The 22,140-nt window shown below is 35.1% G+C and carries 15 protein-coding genes; 4 read left to right on the top strand and 11 right to left on the bottom strand.

Annotation, left to right across the window (positions count from 1 at the left end):
• Window positions 1-231 precede the first annotated feature (231 nt).
• Both DSM00_RS15480 and DSM00_RS00140 read left to right on the top strand, forming a co-directional pair.
• The gene (locus DSM00_RS15480) at window positions 232-399 is read left to right on the top strand and encodes a hypothetical protein (RefSeq protein WP_164916271.1); all 168 of its coding nucleotides are present in this window, start codon (window positions 232-234) and stop codon (window positions 397-399) included.
• Window positions 400-542: 143 nt separating this feature from the next.
• Entirely contained in the window at window positions 543-2,414 is a 1,872-nt protein-coding gene (locus DSM00_RS00140) for a sensor histidine kinase (protein WP_164916270.1), read from the top strand.
• 498 nt (window positions 2,415-2,912) lie between these two features.
• Here DSM00_RS00140 and DSM00_RS00135 read toward each other — a convergent pair whose 3' ends face one another.
• The 7 genes from DSM00_RS00135 to DSM00_RS00105 form a co-directional block, all read right to left on the bottom strand.
• The gene (locus DSM00_RS00135; protein WP_128755994.1) at window positions 2,913-4,217 is read right to left on the bottom strand and encodes a voltage-gated chloride channel family protein; all 1,305 of its coding nucleotides are present in this window, start codon (window positions 4,215-4,217) and stop codon (window positions 2,913-2,915) included.
• 156 nt (window positions 4,218-4,373) lie between these two features.
• The gene (locus DSM00_RS00130; protein WP_128755993.1) at window positions 4,374-4,763 is read right to left on the bottom strand and encodes a hypothetical protein; all 390 of its coding nucleotides are present in this window, start codon (window positions 4,761-4,763) and stop codon (window positions 4,374-4,376) included.
• Window positions 4,764-4,881: 118 nt separating this feature from the next.
• Window positions 4,882-6,822, bottom strand: a complete 1,941-nt coding sequence (locus DSM00_RS00125; protein ID WP_128755992.1) for a M1 family metallopeptidase — start codon at window positions 6,820-6,822, stop codon at window positions 4,882-4,884.
• A 93-nt stretch (window positions 6,823-6,915) separates the two neighbouring features.
• On the bottom strand, window positions 6,916-9,618 hold the full coding sequence (locus tag DSM00_RS00120; RefSeq protein WP_128755991.1) for a PD-(D/E)XK nuclease family protein: 2,703 nt from the start codon (window positions 9,616-9,618) through the stop codon (window positions 6,916-6,918).
• 81 nt (window positions 9,619-9,699) lie between these two features.
• The gene (locus tag DSM00_RS00115) at window positions 9,700-11,082 is read right to left on the bottom strand and encodes an OmpA family protein (protein WP_128755990.1); all 1,383 of its coding nucleotides are present in this window, start codon (window positions 11,080-11,082) and stop codon (window positions 9,700-9,702) included.
• Between the two features lie 149 nt (window positions 11,083-11,231).
• Window positions 11,232-12,605, bottom strand: a complete 1,374-nt coding sequence (locus DSM00_RS00110) for an OmpA family protein (RefSeq protein ID WP_394365790.1) — start codon at window positions 12,603-12,605, stop codon at window positions 11,232-11,234.
• A gap of 236 nt (window positions 12,606-12,841) precedes the next feature.
• A complete protein-coding gene (locus tag DSM00_RS00105) occupies window positions 12,842-15,985 on the bottom strand; it encodes a UvrD-helicase domain-containing protein (RefSeq protein WP_128755988.1) in 3,144 nt (1,047 codons plus the stop codon).
• Between the two features lie 161 nt (window positions 15,986-16,146).
• On the opposite strand from DSM00_RS00105, the gene DSM00_RS00100 reads away from it, so the two are divergent.
• A complete protein-coding gene (locus DSM00_RS00100) occupies window positions 16,147-16,755 on the top strand; it encodes a superoxide dismutase (RefSeq protein WP_128755987.1) in 609 nt (202 codons plus the stop codon).
• Between the two features lie 766 nt (window positions 16,756-17,521).
• On the opposite strand, the gene DSM00_RS00095 is transcribed toward DSM00_RS00100, so the two are convergent.
• The 4 genes from DSM00_RS00095 to purN form a co-directional block, all read right to left on the bottom strand.
• On the bottom strand, window positions 17,522-19,420 hold the full coding sequence (locus DSM00_RS00095; RefSeq protein ID WP_128755986.1) for an amidophosphoribosyltransferase: 1,899 nt from the start codon (window positions 19,418-19,420) through the stop codon (window positions 17,522-17,524).
• Window positions 19,421-19,471: 51 nt separating this feature from the next.
• Window positions 19,472-20,395 (bottom strand): PfkB family carbohydrate kinase, encoded by a 924-nt coding sequence (locus DSM00_RS00090; RefSeq protein ID WP_128755985.1) that lies wholly within the window; start codon window positions 20,393-20,395, stop codon window positions 19,472-19,474.
• Between the two features lie 73 nt (window positions 20,396-20,468).
• Window positions 20,469-21,104, bottom strand: coding sequence for a ribonuclease H1 domain-containing protein (locus tag DSM00_RS00085; protein ID WP_128755984.1), 636 nt, complete (start codon window positions 21,102-21,104; stop codon window positions 20,469-20,471).
• 56 nt (window positions 21,105-21,160) lie between these two features.
• A complete protein-coding gene (purN, locus tag DSM00_RS00080) occupies window positions 21,161-21,730 on the bottom strand; it encodes a phosphoribosylglycinamide formyltransferase (protein ID WP_128755983.1) in 570 nt (189 codons plus the stop codon).
• Window positions 21,731-21,906: 176 nt separating this feature from the next.
• Between purN and DSM00_RS00075 the strand changes: the two genes are divergently transcribed.
• On the top strand, window positions 21,907-22,140 hold the full coding sequence (locus DSM00_RS00075) for an acyl carrier protein (RefSeq protein ID WP_009778413.1): 234 nt from the start codon (window positions 21,907-21,909) through the stop codon (window positions 22,138-22,140).

Here is a 22,140-nt window from a genome sequence, read left to right as displayed (position 1 = left end):
GAATACTTGCTGCTATGTGTTGCTAACATAGCTTTTCTAGAACAAGCATTCTTACGGAAATCTATAATGCAGTGGCTTAAGCCAATTGGAAAGTAGCTTAAAGCTGCTGCATAAGATTTCCACTTTCCAAAAAATCAACAGGAGTACTCCAAAACTCAATGGTGGCTGTAAAGCAAATGCTGGGGAAATCTCGGACGGCCACCTCTTTGTCTAATTCCAAATCTTAAAAAGATGAAAAAAATTATAATAGCCATATTTATTGTGGCCTTAAACGGGGTGGTTACCTCTTGCAGTGCAGACGCTTATGAAGAAAGTTTAATTAAAGGAACTCAGGCCACTGAGGGAGATGATGAACAAATAACACCTCCACCTCCGCCTCCTGAAGGTATGGGAGATTAAATGAATTTGAGTCTTAATAAATAGGAGCTGTACCACGAGGTATAGCTCTTTTTGTAGTAGTTTAGCTAAAAACTTTTTTGAAGAAAACGCTACTCTTACTCATTTATATTCTACTGATTTCTTGCACAGGAAAGCAGAGAAGTTTGCAAAGTACACCAACCACTCGTATAGACAGTACACTTAAATATTTTGAAGAATCGAAAAATGCAGATTTAGCTTTAAACGCACAATATGAATTGACAGAAAAGGCGTTTAAATTAGTCAGTACTATCCCATCTGATACTTTATTACCGAAAATTTTATATCAAAAAAACTGGTTGCATCTTTCGTTAGGACAATATGATAGTCTTATCAAGTATGATAAAGTTTTGAGCCGAATACCTAAGCAGTTTCAAAATGAGTTAGTATTAGCCAAGCAAAACTACTTAATGGGATATTACTACGAGATAATAGCAGAAATACCCGATAGTGCTTTTGTACGTTACAATCGCTCTAAGACTTATTATCAACGAGAGAAAGATAGTAGTTGGATCGGAAAAAATTTGTTGAATATGGCTAATATTCAGCAAGCTCAAAGCGATTTTTTTGGAAGTAAAGAAACCTTAACTGAAGCTTTGCAATATTTTGGAGAAAAGAGTAAAAATGAAACAGCTTCTGCATTCAGTACTTTAGGAACAAACCATCGTAAACTCTTTAATTATAAAGATGCTGAAACATACTTTTTAAAAGCTATAGCTTTGACTGAAAGTGAAGAGAATGGGTTAAGTATTAAAAATAACTTAGCAGTAACTTATATAGATAATGGTGAATTTTTTAGAGCAGCTAAACTCTTAAATGAAATATTAGAGAGTTCCTCATTAAAAATAGAAAGTTCTCAACACGCTCGTGTTTTAGATAATTTGGCATACGCAAACTGGTTATCTAACAAACCAATTAAAAAAAATTCTTTTTTAAAGCCATTATACTTGCGTAAACAAGCAGGTGATAAGCGTGGCTTGCTTTCTAGCTATACACATCTAGGCGAGTTTTACAGCAAGATAGAACCCCAACGGGCTGCCCGTTATTTTGACTCCGTAATTCAACTTTCAAAAACGATTAGAGTTCCAAGGGCAGAAAAAGATGCCATGAAACACCTGATGCAGTTGTTTCCTGATCGTGTAGAAATACACAACCGTTACATCTTTTTACAAGATAGTCTCTATAAGCAAGAGCTTAAAGTAAAAACTCAGTTTGCCAAATACAAATATGATGATCAAATAAAACAGGAATCAATACTAAGGCTAGAAAAAGAAAATGCGGAAGCCGAGCTAGAAGCTATTCAAGAACGTAATATGAGATATTGGTTTCTTGGAGGTACAGTTTTCTTAGCCTCTGTGTTAGCAATTGGTTATTATTCAAATAGACAACGCGTTAAACGCTTAAAAGCCCAAAACCGGGCAGATCGTGTTGAGGCTTCTTACGCTACAGAAGCGGCTTTGTCACAACGGTTACACGATGATTTTGGGGCAGGTTTACATCACTTGATGCTATTGGTGCAGAGTAAAGCCGATCCTGAAAAAATACTCGACGAGCTTGATGAGCTCTATCAACAAAGTCGGGATTTTTCGCGTGAAATTAACGCCGTGGATACCGGTGCAAATTTTAAGGAGGTCCTTTATGCTATGCTGAATTCTCAAAAACCAGAAGAAACACAGCTGCTTATTGTGGGTGGTAAAGATATACCCTGGCAATCCCTGAGCAATGTGACCAAAATAACTCTTTATAAAGTCTTACGGGAGTTGTTTATCAATATGAGTAAACACAGCAAAGCTAAACTTGTTACTTTAAACCTGAAGCAGCAGGCAAACGAACTTGAAATTCGGTATTTAGATAATGGTGTAGGGATTGATATTTCTGAAATTGAGAAAAATGGACTCTTCATTACAGAAAAGCGTATAGAAGCCATAGGAGGAAGCATTAGTTTTGAATCTAAACAGGGCAATGGTTTTAAGGCTTTGATTAAAATTCCTAATTAAAATTGTTTTTCAATGTGTTTTAAAAAAGCATTAATCGCAGAAGATTTTCAAGGTGATATTAAAAGGATTGTAGACCCTTGAAGAATCAACTGAAAATTGAGGAAGTAGATGAAGAGTATTATCGTGATAATGCCTATAATCGCCTAAAGGTTGCAGGGTCAAATCAGAACGGGTATGATTTTTTTTACTGATTTTTTTTAAAAAAAAATCACATTCTACGAAAGCTACTTTCCGGGATAGCATAGATAGATAAAGCCAGAAAGCTGTAGGCTGGTTTAAAAAGTCATTGTGAATTCGATAGAAGAAAATCCTTTTGAGATAGTGTCATAACTGAAAAAGAAAATGGATCGGCATAACTCTGCACAGAAAGACGATACATTTAAGTTCTCGTCTTTTATTTAAATTTCCTTCCTCTAAAGTCATTAAGTTTTCGTGTCGATTTCACAGTCTGGTAACTGAACACATCCTAAAAATTGGGTTTTAGTGTAACAAGTTCTGCTATTTTTGTTTGCGTTTGTCTTTGATATCAGATAAATAGATTCCTTTTTCGTCATCAAATTTTTCAGATTTTGGACTTCCAATTATTTGAGCAGCATAAACTCCAGAGTGGCCGGAGAATAAATAGGCGGTACTACACGCCAATGCAATAAAAACTCCAGACTCTATACCAAAAAGTTCAATTCCCATAATTGTACAAGCGATAGGTGTATTTGTAGCGCCTGCAAAAACAGCTACAAACCCCATACCTGCTAATAAATCTATAGGTAAAGGCACAAACCAAATTAATGCATTTCCTAGAGTTGCTCCTATATAAAATAAAGGAGTTACCTCGCCTCCTTTAAAACCGGCACCCAGTGTGAATGAAGTAAATAGAAGTTTTAATAAAAAATCGTAGGAGTTCATTGATATATTAAATGAATCTACAATTGTAGGTACACCTAAACCTATATATTTTGTTGTGCCAATTGCATATACTGCGATTGCAATTACGACTCCGCCAATAACGGGTCGAAGAGGAGGATATTTAAGGTGTTTTTTAAATAAATCACTCCAGAAGTGTGTAGATTTTGAAAACAACATACTCACCAAACCAAAAATTACTCCTGCTAACAGTGCCCAAAGTAAGTTTTGGGGATTCATTTCTACGATAGAATTTATATGATAATGAGTGTGTGTAACATTCCAAATCTTACAAAAATAATCTGCAAGAATTGCCGCTAAAAAACTGGGGACAATTGCGTCGAGACGAATTCTGCCAAGAATCAGAACTTCTAAAGCAAAAATTCCTCCTGCGAGTGGTGTTCCAAAAACAGAAGCAAAGCCTGCGCTTATACCTGCTATAAGTAAAATTTTACGATCTCGATTTGAAAGTTTTAGAATCTTAGTAAATTGGTCTGCTATGGCTCCTCCAATTTGAACTGCGGTTCCTTCCCGCCCGGCAGATCCGCCAAATAGGTGAGTAACTAGAGTTCCGAAGAGAACTAAAGGAGCCATTCTAAAGGGAATAATTTTTTTTGGCGTATGAAATTCTTCAAGAAGTAAGTTATTTCCTTTTACTACACTATTACCGTATAAGTGATAGGATATACCAACAATAAATCCTGCCACGGGCAGCAATGCTATAATCCAAAAGTGAGACTCTCTATAAGCTGTTACCCAATCAAGACTAACGAGAAAAAATGCAGAGACACTACCTGCGATTGCTCCTAAAAATGTACAAATAATGAGCCATTTGAAGAGGTAGAGCAATGCTGGAATTTGTTCTATTTTAAATAAATAGAGTTTTAGCTTGTTGTTATCCATAAGATTGTACCATATCGAATTGCTTTTTCTAGCATTTGGAAATAACGACAGTTTTTGAAGAAATAAAAAACCTTATGCCGTTTTGTTTAGGCGCAAATATACTAGAATAACTAAACTCTATAGTAATACGAAGGTTATCCTCTGGACTATAAATTTTTAATTTTTTTGATCAAAGAGTATTTTGACGTGAGGTTTATTGATCTCTATTATTGTGAAAACACCAAGCAGGATGCCTAGTATACCAGAAAGGCAAGATATTATGGCTACTACAAGTACAAAAGTATAGTTACGAGCTTGGCCAATATATTTAGCTGCTAATAACGAAAGTATACCTACAATCAAACAAATCAAAAAACCTATTCCAAGAACAATTGCCAGTATACTTTGGAAACCTAAATCTGCAGAAGGAATAGTATCTGTTTCGCTGGTATAACTGTAGATAAAAATCAAATAGCCTAATAGAATCAAGGATCCCAGTAATGTAAGTACACCCTTAATTATATATAAAATTCTGAAAGTGTTGAGATTGTTTGACTGCAGTTCCATAATTATCTGTTTTAGGTATAGGTAGTTATAATATACTAATTGTTACAAAATGCTATAAACTACAAAACCCCAGAACTCGATCTGGGATTTTATAATGGATGTTTTAAAAAATTAGAAATTATTTCTGAGTCGGTTCCCAAATATCGTTTTCAAAATTTACATCAGTAATTATTTTCTCTGGATCAAGTTCAACTTTACTTAACTTTTTTGTGCTATTCAGCATATAATTCCATGAATTACCGCGCTGCCAGATCTCTACAGGAAGCGTTATCAACTCGGTAGTGTTATCATCATAAGTCACCATCATCTTTACAGGCATAGGGACTTCACCTTTATTTAAAATAGTTATGATATAATTACCCTCTTTCTCACTAACTGTGTCAATAGCTAAATCAATATTTCCCGTACCATAAAACCAGCTTTTCCAAAACCAGGCAAGATTTTCACCAGCGACATTTTCGATATGGTTAAAAAAGTCTCTGGGTTGTGGATGTTTGTAAGCCCAAGTTTTGATATACGATTTAAATGCATTGTCAAAGCGCTCTGATCCTAAGATGTATTCACGAAGCATAAATAATCCCTGTGCAGGTTTGTAATATGCCGTCATCCCAAGGTTTCTTAGATTTGTCGCATCTGGATAGGTGTCTATGCCTTCCCGATTAGGGCTATTAAACCAGCCTATAGAATTGCGTACTTTGCTAAGATTTGCAGGGTACTCTCCATTATTAAATTCTAGTGTGCTATAGTGGTTAATGAAAGTATTAAAACCTTCATCCATCCAGGCATAACGTCTTTCATTAGACCCTACAATCATGGGAAACCAGTTATGACCAAATTCGTGATCTGTAACACCCCATAGTCCAGCTCCTTTAGATTTCCAACTGCAAAAACTCAATCCGGGATATTCCATACCGCCTATTTCTGCGGCAACATTTACAGCTGTTGGATATGGATATTCAAACCATTTATTAGAATAATTCTCTATAGAATTTTTAGTATACTCTGTAGATCGTGACCACGCTTCTTCACCAGAACTTTCAATAGGATAAACAGATTGGGCAACAGCTTTATTTCCATTGGGTAAATTGATCTTTGCCGCATCCCAAATAAATGCTTTAGAAGATGCAAATGCTACATCACGGGTGTTTTTCATCTTAAAATGCCAAGTAAGTGTACCGTTTTGTTTAGCTCTTAATGACATATCATTAAGTTCTTCTGGCTTTATAATGTATACCGTCTCATCGCTATTTTTTGCTTGATCCATCCGGTCGCGCATTTTAGAAGACATAACATCTTTAGGGTTTTGTAATTCACCTGAAGCTACAACTATATGGTCAAATGGAGCAGTAATTTTAAAATCATAATCTCCATAATCTAGGTAAAATTCGCCTGCGCCAAGATAAGGTTCTATATTCCAGCCCTCGATATCATCTAAAACCGCCGCTCTGGGAAACCATTGTGCTAAAGCAAAGATGGTTCCGTTTTTTGTGACTACACGTCCCATACGATCCATACCATCCTGAGGAATTTTATATTTAAAATTCATAGAGATAGTAGCTTCACCACCTTTTGCAGCTAGAGGTTCTGCAAAAAATACTTGCATACGCGTATCTGTAATTATGTGTTTTGAGGAATTGCTACGTTTTACTTTGGCGTTTAAATTTGAGAGCGTATAACCACCATCTACATCACCATTATAGCGATTACCAGCGATAGGGGTTGTGAGCGTTCCTCTAGATTTTTCCGTAAATCGGTTTTGCTCCAGATGCATCCAGATGTAATCTAGTGCTAACGGACTATTATTTGTATAATGCAGCGTGACTTTACCCGTGATAGTTTGTGCTTGCTCATTAAGCGTAGCTTCAATAACATAATCGGTTTCATTTTGCCAATAATTCTCACCGGGTTCACCAGTGGCAGAACGAAACTCATTACCACTATGTTCAAGAAATTCGCTGAAAAGAGGTTGATTATAAACCTTAATTTCCTGAGCATTAACCACACAAAGTGTTGTCAGAGTTAGTGTTGCAAAAGCAAATTTTTTGCTGAAATTATTCATTTACTAAAAAAGTTTGATTGAGTTTTAAATGTAATTCTATTTTATCAAATAGTATCTATAGTGTTGATAGCTAATCTTCAATTAATAGATATTCTATACTTCCTTTTCTGTAAAGGGGGTGTCGATGTCTAAAATCTCATCAACTAGCTGCAAGAGATATTCTTGAAAGGTTTCAATAAGATCCTGAGTAATTAAAGAGTTTCTATCTTTATTCAGTTTTAAGAAACCTTCTTTTAAATTTTTAAAAGATATAATACCGGCTTCAGTACTTTGAGGAAGCCCTTCAGACTTATAAAGCATTAGTGCGTAACATAAAACTTGAAATGCCTTAGATTGTTTGTTATAATTTGAAATAAGATCATCCCATTCCTTTAGAACAAGATGTCCTTTTTCGACTCTTCCGGTTTTATAATCTAAAACTCTTAAAACATCATTTACAGTATCTATTCGATCTACTGTTCCTCTTAATGTCACTCCATCCCTGATTGTGACACTATATTTTGCCTCAAGAGCTTTAATTATAATCTGGTTTCCACTCCCTATCTCATTTTGCTCTAGAATTAAGAAATTGCGTACAAATTGCTTGGCTACGTTAAAAATTATCAGGTTTTTACCTGTATCAATATTTATCGCATTGTACCAGATCGCAAATTGTTTACGTACTTCCTGTTCAATACCTGCTTCCATTTTGGTGAGGATTGCGGGAGTAAGTACCGTATTCAAATACGGTTCATATAATTTTTCTAGTGTTTCATGAACCACAGTTCCTAATGTATTGTGAGCAATGATATCCTCAACTTCGTCCAGCTCTTTAATACCTAAAACGTATTTATAATAAAAATCAATAGGATTTCTAATGTAAGTTGTTAAAGCAGATGGAGATAAACCTGCCTCGACATGTTTTTTAATACTAGCAATTATCTCTGGTGTTTTTTTAATTTTTTTAAGTGTTTTAGGCTTCAAAGTCACACCGGCACTTGCAGTTTGTTCTTTGTATGAGTAGTTTACATCGGGATCTGTGGCTAGCTGCAATAAAAAACGGCTTTTCTCACCACTATTAAGACCACCTGCTTCATTGTTATAAAGAAGATTTATATGTTGAGAACGCTGTAAAAGTCTAAAAAAATGATAGGCATATATAGCATCCTTTTCTCTATAGGTAGGTAATTTGTATTCTATCTTTAAGTCAAACGGTATAAAGCTGTTTTGACTTTTACCTGAAGGGAAAGTTCCCTCATTGAGCGAGGTTATAATAATATTTTCAAAATCGAGTACTCGAGATTCAAGGACTCCCATAATTTGTAAACCTGAATAGGGATCTCCTCTAAAATCTAATGTTTCTTTACTAAGTAATTCCCTATAAAACTGTTTAAGCGTCTTAATGTCTCCAAGATAAGTATAGGTGTCATTTAAATTTTTAAGCTGATTAAAGAGTTCTAAAAAAGCGTGTAGAAATTCTAACTGTAGCCAGTTCTTTTGTGGAAAGAGTTCTTCTTTTAAAAGCTGTATGATTTTTAAAATAGCTGCTAATGCTTGTCTACTTTTATCTTTCCATGAACTGAATATAAGTTGTAGTGCAGTAGACTCGCTGGTAATATTTAGTTTTAAAGGATCTATATAAATTAGATTTTTCTGAGTTATCTCTTTTTTTATAGTCAGCCGAATATCTCCTAAGAGAATTATTGCATACTGTTGATCTAGTAAGGCGAGTACATCTTTATAATAAAATCCATTTTCTTTAAAGTTGAGTTGTAATTGAAACCAGTTTTCAAAGAAAGCAGCTTGGGCTACTTGCTGTAAAGGCAGACCCATAGTAACATTTAATGCCTTAATATTATGTGGTAACGAATTTAACAAAGGTAATAGGAGTGCTTCATCACCAAGAATTACCGCTGTGTTTTCTAGGTCGTTTTGTGAGAAATCTGCTAATAATTGTCCTACATATTTAATTTGGCCAATGTTCTGTGAGATTCCGGTAGCAACAATGTTCTTTTCAGAATTGTATCGAGATTTCCCTTTTACTAGAATTGAATTATCAGGATTTAATTGGGGCCAGGATTTAAGGTATGTTCTTATAAATGTACTGGCAACATGATATTGATCTTCTAAGAAATACGGATCAATATCCCAGAAAATCTTAGTAGATGGTCTGGTTAAGAATCGTTTAATTATTTCCTGTTCTGCTGTGTTTAAAGCATTAAATCCACAAAAATGATAATGTTGCTCATCATCTTTAAGATAGTCATTTATATTTTCAACTGCCTTTCGATAAAGCATACCTTGATAGCCTAGACCTAACTTTTCTAGATGTGTTTTGTAATTCTCATAATAGTCTGCTATAGATTTCCAGAAAATAAGATAATTAGAAACTAGCGTAGAAGATTTGTCTGTTGACCAATGGTTTAATTCCTTTATAGCACTTAGATAATCAAAAAAAGGTTTTGTAGCTATAAGGTGTCTGTCTATCTCATTAAAATCACCTAACAGAGTTTGTCCCCATCCAAGAAAATTTAGAAATGATTCTGGCTCCCCTTGATTGTATTGTTGTTGATATATGTGATACAATTCGACTTGTAATTGGGTTTGTGATGCAGGAATCAATCCTGATATATCCTCAACAAGTTCTTCTATGCTTAAGGTCTTTGGCAGAAAGCAAACCTCATCTTTTAACTTCTTTTTTAAATTCTTAATAAAAAAACTCCCAGCTCTTTTAGAGGGTAAAACAATCACCGTTTGAGAAAGCGGTATGTTAGAGTTTAATAAATCTTCAATTATCTCGTCGATGAATGTAGTCATATGCTAAAAATAAAAAACGCCCCGAATAAACGGGGCGTTTTAAAAAAAATATTGTAATCAGAATCTAGTCTGAAAATGATCTTACTTTAAAGTAAGTTTCACACGTCTGTTAAGTTGCATACCTGCAGCTGAAGTGTTAGGAGCGATTGGCTGCTCTTCACCGTAAGCGTGAATCATAAGGTTGCTAGCGTTAGCACCTTTAGAGATTAAGTAATCAACAACTGATTGAGCTCTTCTTTCAGAAAGACTCATGTTGTAAGCATTACTTGCACGGCTATCAGCGTGACCTTCAACTTCAAATTTAGCGTTAGGATATTCCATAACGATTGCAGCAATTCTATCTACAGTAGCTAAAGAGCTCTTACGGATAGTAGCTTTATCTGTATCAAATAAGATACGACCAGCTTCACCATTTAATTCTTCTAATACAGCAGCGTCAACTTCTGGACAACCATTGTTAGAAGCAGGACCAGCTACGTTAGGACACTTGTCATCTTTATCAGCAACACCGTCACCGTCTGTATCTACGAATGGGCAACCATCGTTAGAAGCAGGACCAGCTTCATTAGGACATTTGTCTTCTGCATCGATAACACCATCACCGTCAGCATCAGGGCAACCATTAGTTGCAGCAGGACCAGCTACGTTAGGACATTTATCTTCGTTATCAGCGATACCATCACCGTCAGAATCAGGACATCCGTTGAATTCTGGTAAACCAGCTACTTCAGGACAAGCATCTTCAGAATCTTTTATACCATCACCATCTGTATCAGGACATCCGTTGAATTCTTTAAGACCTGGAGTTTCAGGACACTCATCATTTTTGTCATAAACACCATCACCATCAGTATCTTTTCCGCCAAAAGCAAAACCTACACCAACTACGTGTTGCATGTGTCTTGTGTAATAAGTACCAGGCATCATTGCATGCTTGTAAGTAGAAGATAGATCAAGGTTAATTTTATCGCTTAACCAGATTTTTAAACCTACAGTACCGTTTAATGTTCCGTGACTTGGCTTATCACCAATGAACACGTAACCACCACCACCACCTAGGTAAGGGTCAAACCAGCCACCTTCGCCAAAAAGGGCATCACGGAAGCTATAAGAGAACATACCATCAACAGCATAGTAAGCTAAATCATCAACAGGAAGGTCACCTAATTTATCAATTTTGTTGATAGAACCACGTACACCTAATGCAAAACCAGCACCAATGTAACGACCTACATATAATGTAGAAACTGATGGAAGAATATTCCAGTGATCAGAAACATTGTAAAATTCATCAGGAAAGCCTCCAGTCATTGGTCTGTTATCTGGTGGGTATACAGGGTATGTATCTACCGCGTTTACACCAATACTAACAGCCCAAGGGTTGTTTTTGTCTTGAGCATTTGCCTGACTCATGCCGATCACGACAAGAGCTGCAAATAAAAATAATTGAGTAAGATTTTTCATGTTAAGTAAGTAAAATTTAAGTGTGTTAATTGAAGCAAATGTAATTTGTTAAAAACTAGCAACAAAATCAAATTTGAGAAAAATCGAATAATCGCTTATTTAAGATGATTCTGGCATTTGATTTGTTGCATAGCTAATAACAAGTTAGATTATTTTATAAGTGATATTTCAACTCTACGGTTCTGTTGTCTACCAGCTGCTGTAGCATTATTTGCTACTGGCTTAGTCTCACCAAATCCTTCTGAAGATAATCTTGATGCAGGCAATCCTTTTTCAATTAAATAATTTTTAACTGAAGCAGCGCGCTCGTCAGATAACTTTAAGTTATATGCATCACTACCTTGACTATCTGTATGACCTTCTATTAAGAATCTCGTATTAGGATACTCCATCATAGTCCCAGAAACATTATCTAAAGTTTCAAAAGACTCTTTACGTATTGTTGCTTTGTTTAGGTCAAAAAGAACTGTTCTAACCTGTACATTGATTTCTTCCAATACTTCAACAGTTACTTCTGGGCAACCATTGTTTGCTACTGTACCAGGAACTGTAGGACACTCATCATCCTTGTCTAATACACCATCGTTATCTTTATCTTGGTAAGGACAACCATCATTAGCTGCAGGACCAGCTTCATTAGGACATTTATCTTCAGCATCAGTTACTCCATCACCATCAGCATCAGGACAACCATTTAAAGCAGGTAAACCAGCAACATCAGGACATTTATCTTGAGGATCTGCAATACCATCACCATCAGAGTCAGGACAACCATTAAATTCTGGTAGACCAGCAACTTCTGGACAAGCATCTTCAGAATCTTTTATTCCATCACCATCAGTATCAGGACAACCATTAAATTCTTTTAAACCAGGAACGTCTGGACATTCGTCATTTTTATCAAAGATACCATCACCGTCTGTATCAACTCCACCAAAAGCGAAACCTATACCTGCAGTGTGTTGCATATGTTTAGTATATCTATCTTCAAATGCGTGCTTGTACGTTGTAGATAAGTCTAAACTAATAGACTCTCCAAGCCAAAGCTTTAAACCTACAGTTCCGTTAGCTGTACCGTGGCTAGATAAATCACCTACAAATACGTAACCACCACCTACACCTAAATAAGGATCAAACCAGCCGCCTTCTCCAAAAAGAGCATCGCGGAAGCTGTATGTAAATGTACCGTCTAAACCGTAATAAGCAAGATCATTAGCATCTGTATCACCAAGCTTCTCAATCTTATTTAAAGAACCTCTAACTCCAAATGCAAATCCACTACCTATGTAACGACCTACATATAAAGTAGAGATAGAAGGTAGAATATTCCAGTGGTCATCTACATTATACATTTCATTAAGAAAACCACCTGTTAAGGGTCGATTGTCTTCATCTACAGGATAAGTGTCAACAGCGTTAACTCCAACACTTATATACCAAGGGTTGTTTGCATCTTGAGCCAAAACTGTGTTTGCTCCAAAGAATACTGCAAAAAACATAAACAATATACTAGTACTTTTAATCATATTTTTAAAGGATAAGTTATTCAATACGGGGGTAAAAGTAGTTTGTTAAAATTTAGATACAAAGCGGCAATTGATAAAGTTTTATTAAACCTTTATTAAGAATTACAAAAAAGGAGAAGTATTTATTAACTTACAAACATTAAAATATATTTTTTAAATAACTGTATATCAGATATATAAACATATTTAAAATTCCATTGTTAATAAGTTGCCTTAAGTTAATTTGTGTTTTATTAAGGGATGTATATTTGCTCCTCCTCATTGAGATATACAATTATTTTCTTCCTAATGGTATATCCCATGGTAGTTAAAGCCTTAGCATACACATCTATTTGATCTTTATGGGAGTCGTTTTTTGAACCTGTTTTATAATCCAATAACCATACTTCTTTATCAGCGTTAATCTCCAAACGGTCTGGTCTAATAGTTTTTCCGTTTAAATTTATATCCCTTTCGTTTAAAATAGTATTGCTTTTATTGAAGAATCCTTCAGTTTTTAATAAGACGATCAATCCTTGTAATTTTTCATAAAGAATCTGATAGTAATCGGCTTCTATCAATCCTGTAGTGCGGGCTTTATTTAATGCTGAAATTATATCTTCTTCAAATTTTATATTTTCCATAAGTTCATGGATAACGTTCCCCAGATTTATTGCCTCAACCAGTTCAGTATCCCACAATGTATCAGCTTGGGTGACCATAATAAGATTATGATCTTCCTTTGCTGTACTAGTAAGTGCCAAATGTTCTGAAATAAGATCTGAAATACCGGGTTTTGAAATTCGCTCTTTATTACCTGTTGAAAAGAAATAAGATTCTTCACTAAATTCAGGAAACTCACTTACATAATTTATAAACAAGTCTGAAAATGATTTTGGTTCACTTTTGCTCAGCGCACCTTTATTTGTAATGATATGTAATTGCTCTACACTACGCGTTAATGCAACATAAAGGATATTAATATTATCTAACTGCTGAAGGCTTCGTTTAATATGATATAAAGCTTCAGTCTGATCATTAAACTGTGTGAGCTCATTTTTTTGACCTATAAGTAAAGCTTCAAATCCTAAGAAATCTTCCTTACCTGGTAAATACCAATTATACGAATCAGAGTTTCTGGGATATAATTCGCTATCTGCAAAAGGATATATTACAACGGGGAATTCAAGACCTTTTGCTTTATGTATAGTCATTATCTGTATCGCTTCTGAGCCAGGTGGTGTACTTATGCTTAGTTTGTCTTGCTTGCGATCCCACCAGGTTATAAACTCGGGGACACCGCCAGAATTTTTTTGAGTAAAGTCATAAACGGCATCCAGAAAAAATTGCAAGTAGGCGCCACCATCTTTTTGTAATTCAAAACTTCGTATAATATATTCTACAGCTTCATAGAGGGGAAGGTTAGCACATTGCTCAAAGTCAAAGATTGACTTTTCTCCTAAAGCATTACTAAGTAAGGTGGCTCCCGTAAATATTAAGTTGTTTTTGTAAAAAGTGTGTGGGTTTTCTAAGTTTAAAAATTCTTCAGCTAAATATTCAAGCAGTTTAATACTTATAGCAGACGATTCTTTTTCTATCGTATAATGAAGAAGATTAACTATAAATTGAACTTGAGCAGATTGTTTTATTAATAGACTCTCATTAGAAATAACAGGTATATTTTCTTCTTGTAAACGTTGAGCGATTGCAATACCTTCAGAATTTTTACGCACAAGAATACAGAGCTCATTTAGATCAAAACCATTTTCTCGACAAGATGCGATTCTTGATACTACTTCGTCAAGATATAAGGGGATAGATTCTTCCTTATTAATGGCATCTATAAAAGAAATTGACACATAACCTCCTTCTTTAGAATTTACTTTTTGGGCATTGCCTTCAGTATATATTCTTTTATAATCTTCATTTTCAAAGATATTCGCGAGCTTACTAAAAAAGGAATTATTAAAATTAATAACTTCGTGAAAACTGCGGTAATTAAAGGGTAGATTTATAATTGCCTTATCTTCATTTTGAAAAGGATTAGTAGTATTAGATAACTCTATGAACTGAGCAGCCTCCCCTCCGCGCCAGCGGTATATTGCTTGCTTAGGATCTCCCACTAGCATAAGACTATTCGATAAATCTTCAGATTGATTTACACTAACGGCATTATCTATCAATGGGATTAAATTTCCCCATTGTAATCTTGAAGTATCCTGAAACTCATCTATAAAGTAATTTTCATAACGCTCACCCAAACGCTCATAAATAAATGGTGTAGGTTGATCGGCAATATTTTTACTTATCAACTCATTAAAATCTGATATTAATATCAAATTATTCTCTGTCTTTATTTTATCAACCTCGTCTTGTATCGCTTGTAATACAGATAGAGGAGTAATTTTTTTATAAAGCTCTTCCTGAAAACTTAAGTTTAAAATATCATGTTTAATTGTGTTAAACTGAAGAGCGATTTCTGGAGCAATTTCATCTAGAATATCCTTAATAGGCTGTTTTTGCGTTTTTGTATACATAGGCTCTTCACCTAAATTCACTACCCATGCAGATGTGGTATTGATTGTAAACAACCCGTCAGCAATTTTTACGAGTGCTTTCGGTAAATATTTACCTTTAAAATGTCCTTCTTCCAGCCCATTTGAAGAAATAAAATCGAGAAGTTTTTTTGCGTTTTCAATAATTGCTTTTTCTGTGCTAATAACAGATAGTCGTATATGTCTTTTCAATTCGGCAAAATCTTCAAGCGACTTTCCCTCAAGCATTTTTAAATAAGCTCTGTCATTCTCACTAAGTAATAATCTACTTATGTCATAAAAATCTCTAGATATATCCCAGCTTCGATCACTGTCTATTTTCTCTAGAGCATAATCAAGAAGAATATCGGTCACCAGTTTATCTTTTCCGGCCTTGTCAATTAACCTGTCTACAGCCTGTTCTAAAACATCTTGAGTATTTAATTCAACCTCAAAATTTTGAGGAATTTTTAAATCGTGTGCAAATGTGCGAATAACTCGATGCGTAAAATTATCGATAGTAACAACATCAAATGATGCAAAATCCTGAACTATATTTTTTAGAAGCTTCTTTGATTTATTCTGAATATCTAACCTGCTCAAGCCGGTCTCTTCTTCGATAGCAAGCAACATGGGACTGGGATCATTGATGATCTCATCCTTTGTGAAAGACTGAAGATTATCTACAATACGCAATTTCATCTCTGCAACCGCCTTATTTGTAAATGTAATCGCAAGAATTCTGCGGTATTTAAACTCGTTTTTACTTTTAAAAAGTATTACGAGATAATTTTTTACAAGAGCAAATGTCTTTCCGGCACCGGCGGAAGCATTGTAAATAGAAATTGTATGATGATCTTGCATAAATTCAAGATAATAAAGGAGTTAATAATTTAATTCGAATAAGGCCCTAAGAACTTAATATTTAAAACTTAAGACTTTTATAACACGTGTTGCTTTAATTACGAAAGCTGAATTGCTATCTTTGGAAATCAACTGTTATATTAACAAAAAAATAAATAAATATGTCATTTCAACTTCCAAGTTTAAAATATGCTAAAGACGCATTAGAACCTAATATTGATGCTAAAACCATGGAAATTCACCACGGTAAGCATCACGCTGGTTATACAAGCAAATTAAATGCAGCTATCGAAGGCACAGATCACGAAGGTAAGACTATAGAAAATATTCTAATCAATCTTGATATGTCTAATAGTGCTGTTCGTAATAATGGTGGTGGTTTTTATAACCATAGTCTTTTCTGGGAAGTAATGTCTCCAGATGGAGGAGGAGAGCCTACAGGAGAATTAGCCGAGGCAATTAATGCTGCTTTTGGTTCTTTCGAAGCTTTTAAAGATAAATTTAGTAGTGCAGCAGGGTCACAATTTGGTTCTGGATGGGCTTGGCTATGTGTTCATGAAGGTGGAAAAGTAGAAGTATGTTCTACTCCTAATCAAGATAATCCACTTATGCCAGAAGTAGGTTGTGGTGGTACGCCGATTCTAGGATTGGATGTATGGGAACACGCATATTACTTAAACTATCAAAACAGACGTCCAGATTATATTGAAGCATTTTTTAATGTAATAAACTGGAAAGAAGTTTCTAGCCGCTATGCGCAGAATAAATAATTAATAAGCATTTATAATTATTCAAAAACCCGGAATTTATTCCGGGTTTTTTTATGCTCATTTTTTATGTCAAAAAATATCGTGCTCGCCACCCCGAATTTGTGGCAATAAAAAAGGTGGAAAACCTGGGGAAAGAAACGGCTCGCTTCTAAAATTTATTTCAACCTTTATTCAACAATGAATTTTTGCGACTTCTAGTCATTTTCGTGTGCTCGCCACCCCGAATTTGTGACAATAAAAAAGGTGGAAAACCTGGGGAAAGAAACGGCTCGCTTCTAAAATTATTTTCAACCTTTATTCAATAATGAATTTTTGCGACTTCTGGTCATTTTTCGTGTGCTCGCCACCCCGAATTTTGGCAATAAAAAAGGTGGAAAATCTGAGGAAAGAAACGGCTCGCTTCTAAAATTTATTTCAACCTTTATTCAATAATGAACTTTTGCGACTTCTAGTCATTTTTCGTGTGCTCGCCACCCCGAATTTTGGCAATAAAAAAGGTGGAAAACCTGAAGAAAGAAACGGCTCGCTTCTAAAATTTATTTCAACCTTTATTCAACAATGAATTTTTGCGACTTCTGGTCATTTTTTGTGTGAGCGCAACCCCGAATTTTGGCAATAAAAAAGGTGGAATAAATCCACCTTTTTTGCCCCAAATCTACCATGAACTTAACCTACTTATGCTCTGGTAATGTCCAAAGTACGTTGTATAATTAAGTATACATAAAGTTTTAGATAAAATACGAAATTATCAGTTTAAGTACCTTTTTTAATACGCTCTTTTTAAACTTCCTTCTACATAATTGATAAAAGCTCTGTTTACAACGCGATTTCCCCCCGGAGTAGGATAATCACCTGTAAAGTACCAGTCTCCTAAATTCTTAGGACAAGCCTTATGTAAATTTTCAACTTTTTGATAAATAACACTTACCTCAGTCTGTATTGTTTCATCAACTAGTAACTGTGCAATTTTATCAGATATCTGCTCGTCTGTAAAAGGTTTGTAAATTTCTTTTACATAGTTTACTACATCCTTATCTTCAAAACTTACTTGCGATAGTGATTTTTGATAAACCCGATCTATAATTTCTGTTTGACCTGTTTCTTCTAACAATGCTACTGCAGCTCTAAATGCCACAAAGTCTTGAAGTTTTGCCATATCGATACCATAGCAATCTGGATAGCGTATTTGCGGTGCCGAAGAAACAACTACCACTTTTTTAGGATTCAGACGAGAAAGCATTTTAATAATACTTTTCTTCAATGTTGTACCGCGAACAATACTGTCGTCAATTATCACAAGATTATCTGTCGATTTAACAACACCATACGTAACATCATATACGTGAGCTACTAGATCATCTCTACTACTGTCTTCTGTGATAAAAGTACGTAGCTTAACATCTTTAATTGCTATTTTTTCAGTTCTTAGCTTCTTTGATAAAATGGTATTAAGACCTTTTTCATCTAAGGTGTCGCGATGTTCTAGTATTTCAGCTGTTTTTTGCTTATCAAGTTCTTCTTGAGCAGCCTCGACCATTCCATAAAATGATGTTTCTGCTGTATTAGGAATATAACTAAAAACAGTGTTTTGCGTATCGTGATTAATATGTTTTAAAACTTCGGGCATTAACAAACGACCAAGTTGTTTACGTTCTTGGTAAATTTCTGCATCACTACCTCTAGAGAAATAGATACGTTCAAAAGAACATGCTTTACGCTCACGAGGCTCTTGTACCTGCTCTATAGAAGTCGCTCCACTTTTCTTAATAATGATAGCATGACCAGGATCTAATTCCTGAACATCTTCAAACTTTGCATTAAAAACAGTTTGAATTACAGGTCGCTCACTAGCAACTACCACCACTTCATCATCTTGATAGTAATATGCAGGTCTTATTCCTGATGGATCACGCAATACAAACGCATCTCCATGACCCAGTAAGCCAGCCATTGCATAACCACCATCCCAGTCTCTTGAAGCTTTTCTTAAAATCTTTGCGATATTAAGGCGCTCTGCAATTTGCGGAGATGCTTCAAACTTTGAAAACCCTTCTTTTTTAAGTTTTTTATAAATTTTAGCAACGGCATCATCCAGAAAGTGACCTATTTTTTCCATTACGGTAATAGTATCTGCCTTCTCTTTAGGATGCTGACCAAGTTCTACAAGCTTATTAAAAAGCTGAAAAACATTAGTCATATTAAAGTTACCCGCAACAATAAGATTACGATGCATCCAGTTATTTTGTCTTAAAAATGGATGTACACTTTCAACACTATTTTTTCCGAAGGTACCATAGCGTACATGGCCTAAAAGCAATTCACCTATATATGGAACATACTTTTTCTGTAATGCAACATCATCTGCGTATTCTGGATGCTCAAGTAGCGTCTCATTAATTCGAGAATTAATCTGTGCAAAAATATCCTGAATAGGTTGCTGTGCTATTGATCGCTGTCTGCTTATGTATCGCTCGCCTGGACCTACATCCAATTTTATGCTGGCAAAACCTGCACCATCCTGACCGCGGTTATGCTGCTTCTCCATCATTAGATACATTTTATTTACCCCATAAAATGCACTGCCGTACTTCTCCTTGTAATACTCTAGTGGCTTTAATAACCGTATTACCGAAATTCCACATTCGTGCTTTATTGCGTCACTCATAACTTAGTCAAATGTTTGCGCCCCCTTCGGTTAGAAGAGGGCGCGGTTGTTTTATAGGTCTATATTAAATTGGGTTAACGCTTTGAATTTCAGTAAGCGTTGATTTATCTCGTCTGGTTTTAAATCTTGCATTCGTTCTGTGCCAAATTTCTCTACACAAAATGATGCAAGATTCGAGCCGTGAATAATTGCTCGTTTCATATTTTCAAAAGAATAATCTCCTGTACTGGCAAGATAACCTGCAAATCCTCCTGCAAAGGTGTCGCCGGCACCGGTAGGGTCAAAAACTTCTTCTAAAGGTAGTGCAGGAGCAAAGAAAATATTCTCACCTTCAAAAAGTAACGCTCCGTGTTCTCCTTTTTTAATCACAACAAATTTAGGTCCCATCTCCGATATTTTTTGTGCTGCCACAACCAGAGAATATTCATCACTTAATTGGCGTGCTTCTTCATCATTAATTGTAATCACATCTACATGTGCAATTACATTTTTTAAATCTTCAAGGGCACTATCCATCCAGAAGTTCATGGTGTCCAGAATAGCAAGTTTTGGCTTAGTATTCATTTGCTTTAATACAGAGAGCTGAACTATAGGATGCAGATTACCTAAAACCACAATTTCTGAATCTTTGTAATCTTCAGGAACAATTGGATTAAAATCTGCTAGGGTATTTAATTCTGTTACTAGTGTATCTCTTGAGTTGAGGTCATTATGATAAAGACCTTTCCAGAAAAATGTTTTACCATCTTTAACGATCTCAAGACCTTCCATATTCACACCTTTATTCTTTAAAATGTCAATATATTCTTGCGGAAAATCTGACCCTACAATAGAAACTATTGCTTGATCTAGATCAAAATTTGATGCAGCAAGACCTATGTAGGTACCTGCACCACCTAATATTTTTCCTGTTTTTCCAAAAGGAGATTCTATTTCATCAAAGGCACAAGTGCCTACAATTACCATTTTTTGCATTCAAATAATTTTGTGCAAATATACTGTTTTGATAGTGCAATTTTAAACAATGGTCGTTAGAGAACTATTAAACTTACTTTCTTCCGAAATCTGCAGGAATTTCTCCCCACGCTTTTGTTTCCCATTTAACAATTACTGTTGTATACGTATTTGCTTTAAGCCAGTGTTCGGCGCGACGTACCAGATCATAAACATCTTTATTGCGGGCGCTTTCAGTAAGTTTTGTATTGCATTTTTTCTTCTTGACCCAGCCTATGGCAATTCTAGAGTCTGAATAAATTATGCGGTCACTTTTATTTTTTTTCAGAAAAGCGAGTCCGTGTACAAGTGCTAAAAATTCACCTATATTATTTGTTCCTTGTTTAAAAGGACCTTGATGAAAGAGTTGTTTTTGAGTTTGTGTGTCAACACCGCGATATTCCATAATTCCCGGATTTCCTGAACTTGCGGCATCTACAGCAATAGAATAAAGATTGGGTTCGCCATATTTTTGCTTTTCAATATCAGAAAGCACCCGCTTTTTTTTAGAACTGCCTTTTACATCATTATAATCTTTATTGAATGCTGTTTTAGCTTCTGCAAAAGATAAAAAGGATTTGTATTGGGCTCCTGCATAACCATCAATCATCGCTTTGCAATCCTTCCATTTTGTATAAATACCAGGTTTTTTTCCTTGCCAAACGACGTAGAACTTTTCTTTTTTAGCCATTGAAAAATTACTTTTCATTTCCACACAGGCGGAAATCTCAATGATATTTTAATTGTTTATTGCTTTTCTAATAGCGCCGCAATAACTTTTGGAAAATGCTCATATTCAAGCTGATGAATTTTAGCGGCTAGACTTTCTGCCGTTTCTTCTGAATTAAGTTTTGTCTTAGCCTGAAAAATTATTGCGCCCTCATCATAATTTTCAGTTACATAATGTATAGAAATGCCAGACTCTTTTTCTTTTGCAGTTACAACTGCATTGTGCACATTTGCCCCATACATACCTTTCCCGCCGTAAGAAGGTAGCAAGGCTGGGTGTATATTTATAATTTTTCCCTCATATGATTTAATTATAGCTTTAGGGAATAGCCATAAAAAGCCGGCAAGAACTATAAGATCTGGTTGTATTGCATCTAGAAGTTTAGAAACATGATTAGTCTCATAAAAGGCTTTTTTATTGAAACTAAAGCTGCTAATATCAAGTTTTGTAGCCCGTTCAAGTACTTTTGCAGTGGGTTTATTGCTCAAAATAAGATCAACACGCGCATCATTTCGCTCTTTAAAATATTCTGCAATACGCTGTGCATTTGAACCGCTGCCAGATGCAAAAATTACGATCTTCTTCATAGTATACTTATGTTTTGGAGCTGCAAAGCAAGTAATAAATATCCTTTATTAGGAGGTTTTTTTTCTAAAGTTAAAAAGGAAATGTTTATTTTAACGACACATTTTAGATAGGGAATGTGGTAAAACCGTAAAGTTTGCTATTTTTGCCTCCTAATTAAAATTAAAAATAAAATATTATGTCAGACATTGCATCAAGAGTAAAAGCCATCATCGTAGATAAATTAGGCGTTGATGAGAACGAGGTTGTTGCAGAAGCTAGCTTCACAAACGACCTAGGAGCAGACTCGTTAGATACAGTTGAGCTTATTATGGAGTTTGAAAAAGAATTTGATATCCAAATTCCAGACGACCAGGCAGAAAATATAGCTACTGTAGGCCAGGCTATTTCCTATATAGAAGAAGCAAAATAA

The organism is Leeuwenhoekiella aequorea (assembly GCF_004104375.1).
Classification (GTDB): Bacteria; Bacteroidota; Bacteroidia; order Flavobacteriales; family Flavobacteriaceae; genus Leeuwenhoekiella; species Leeuwenhoekiella aequorea.
The sequence above is the reverse complement of the archived record's forward strand: the minus strand, read 5'-3'. Positions and strand labels throughout refer to the sequence as shown.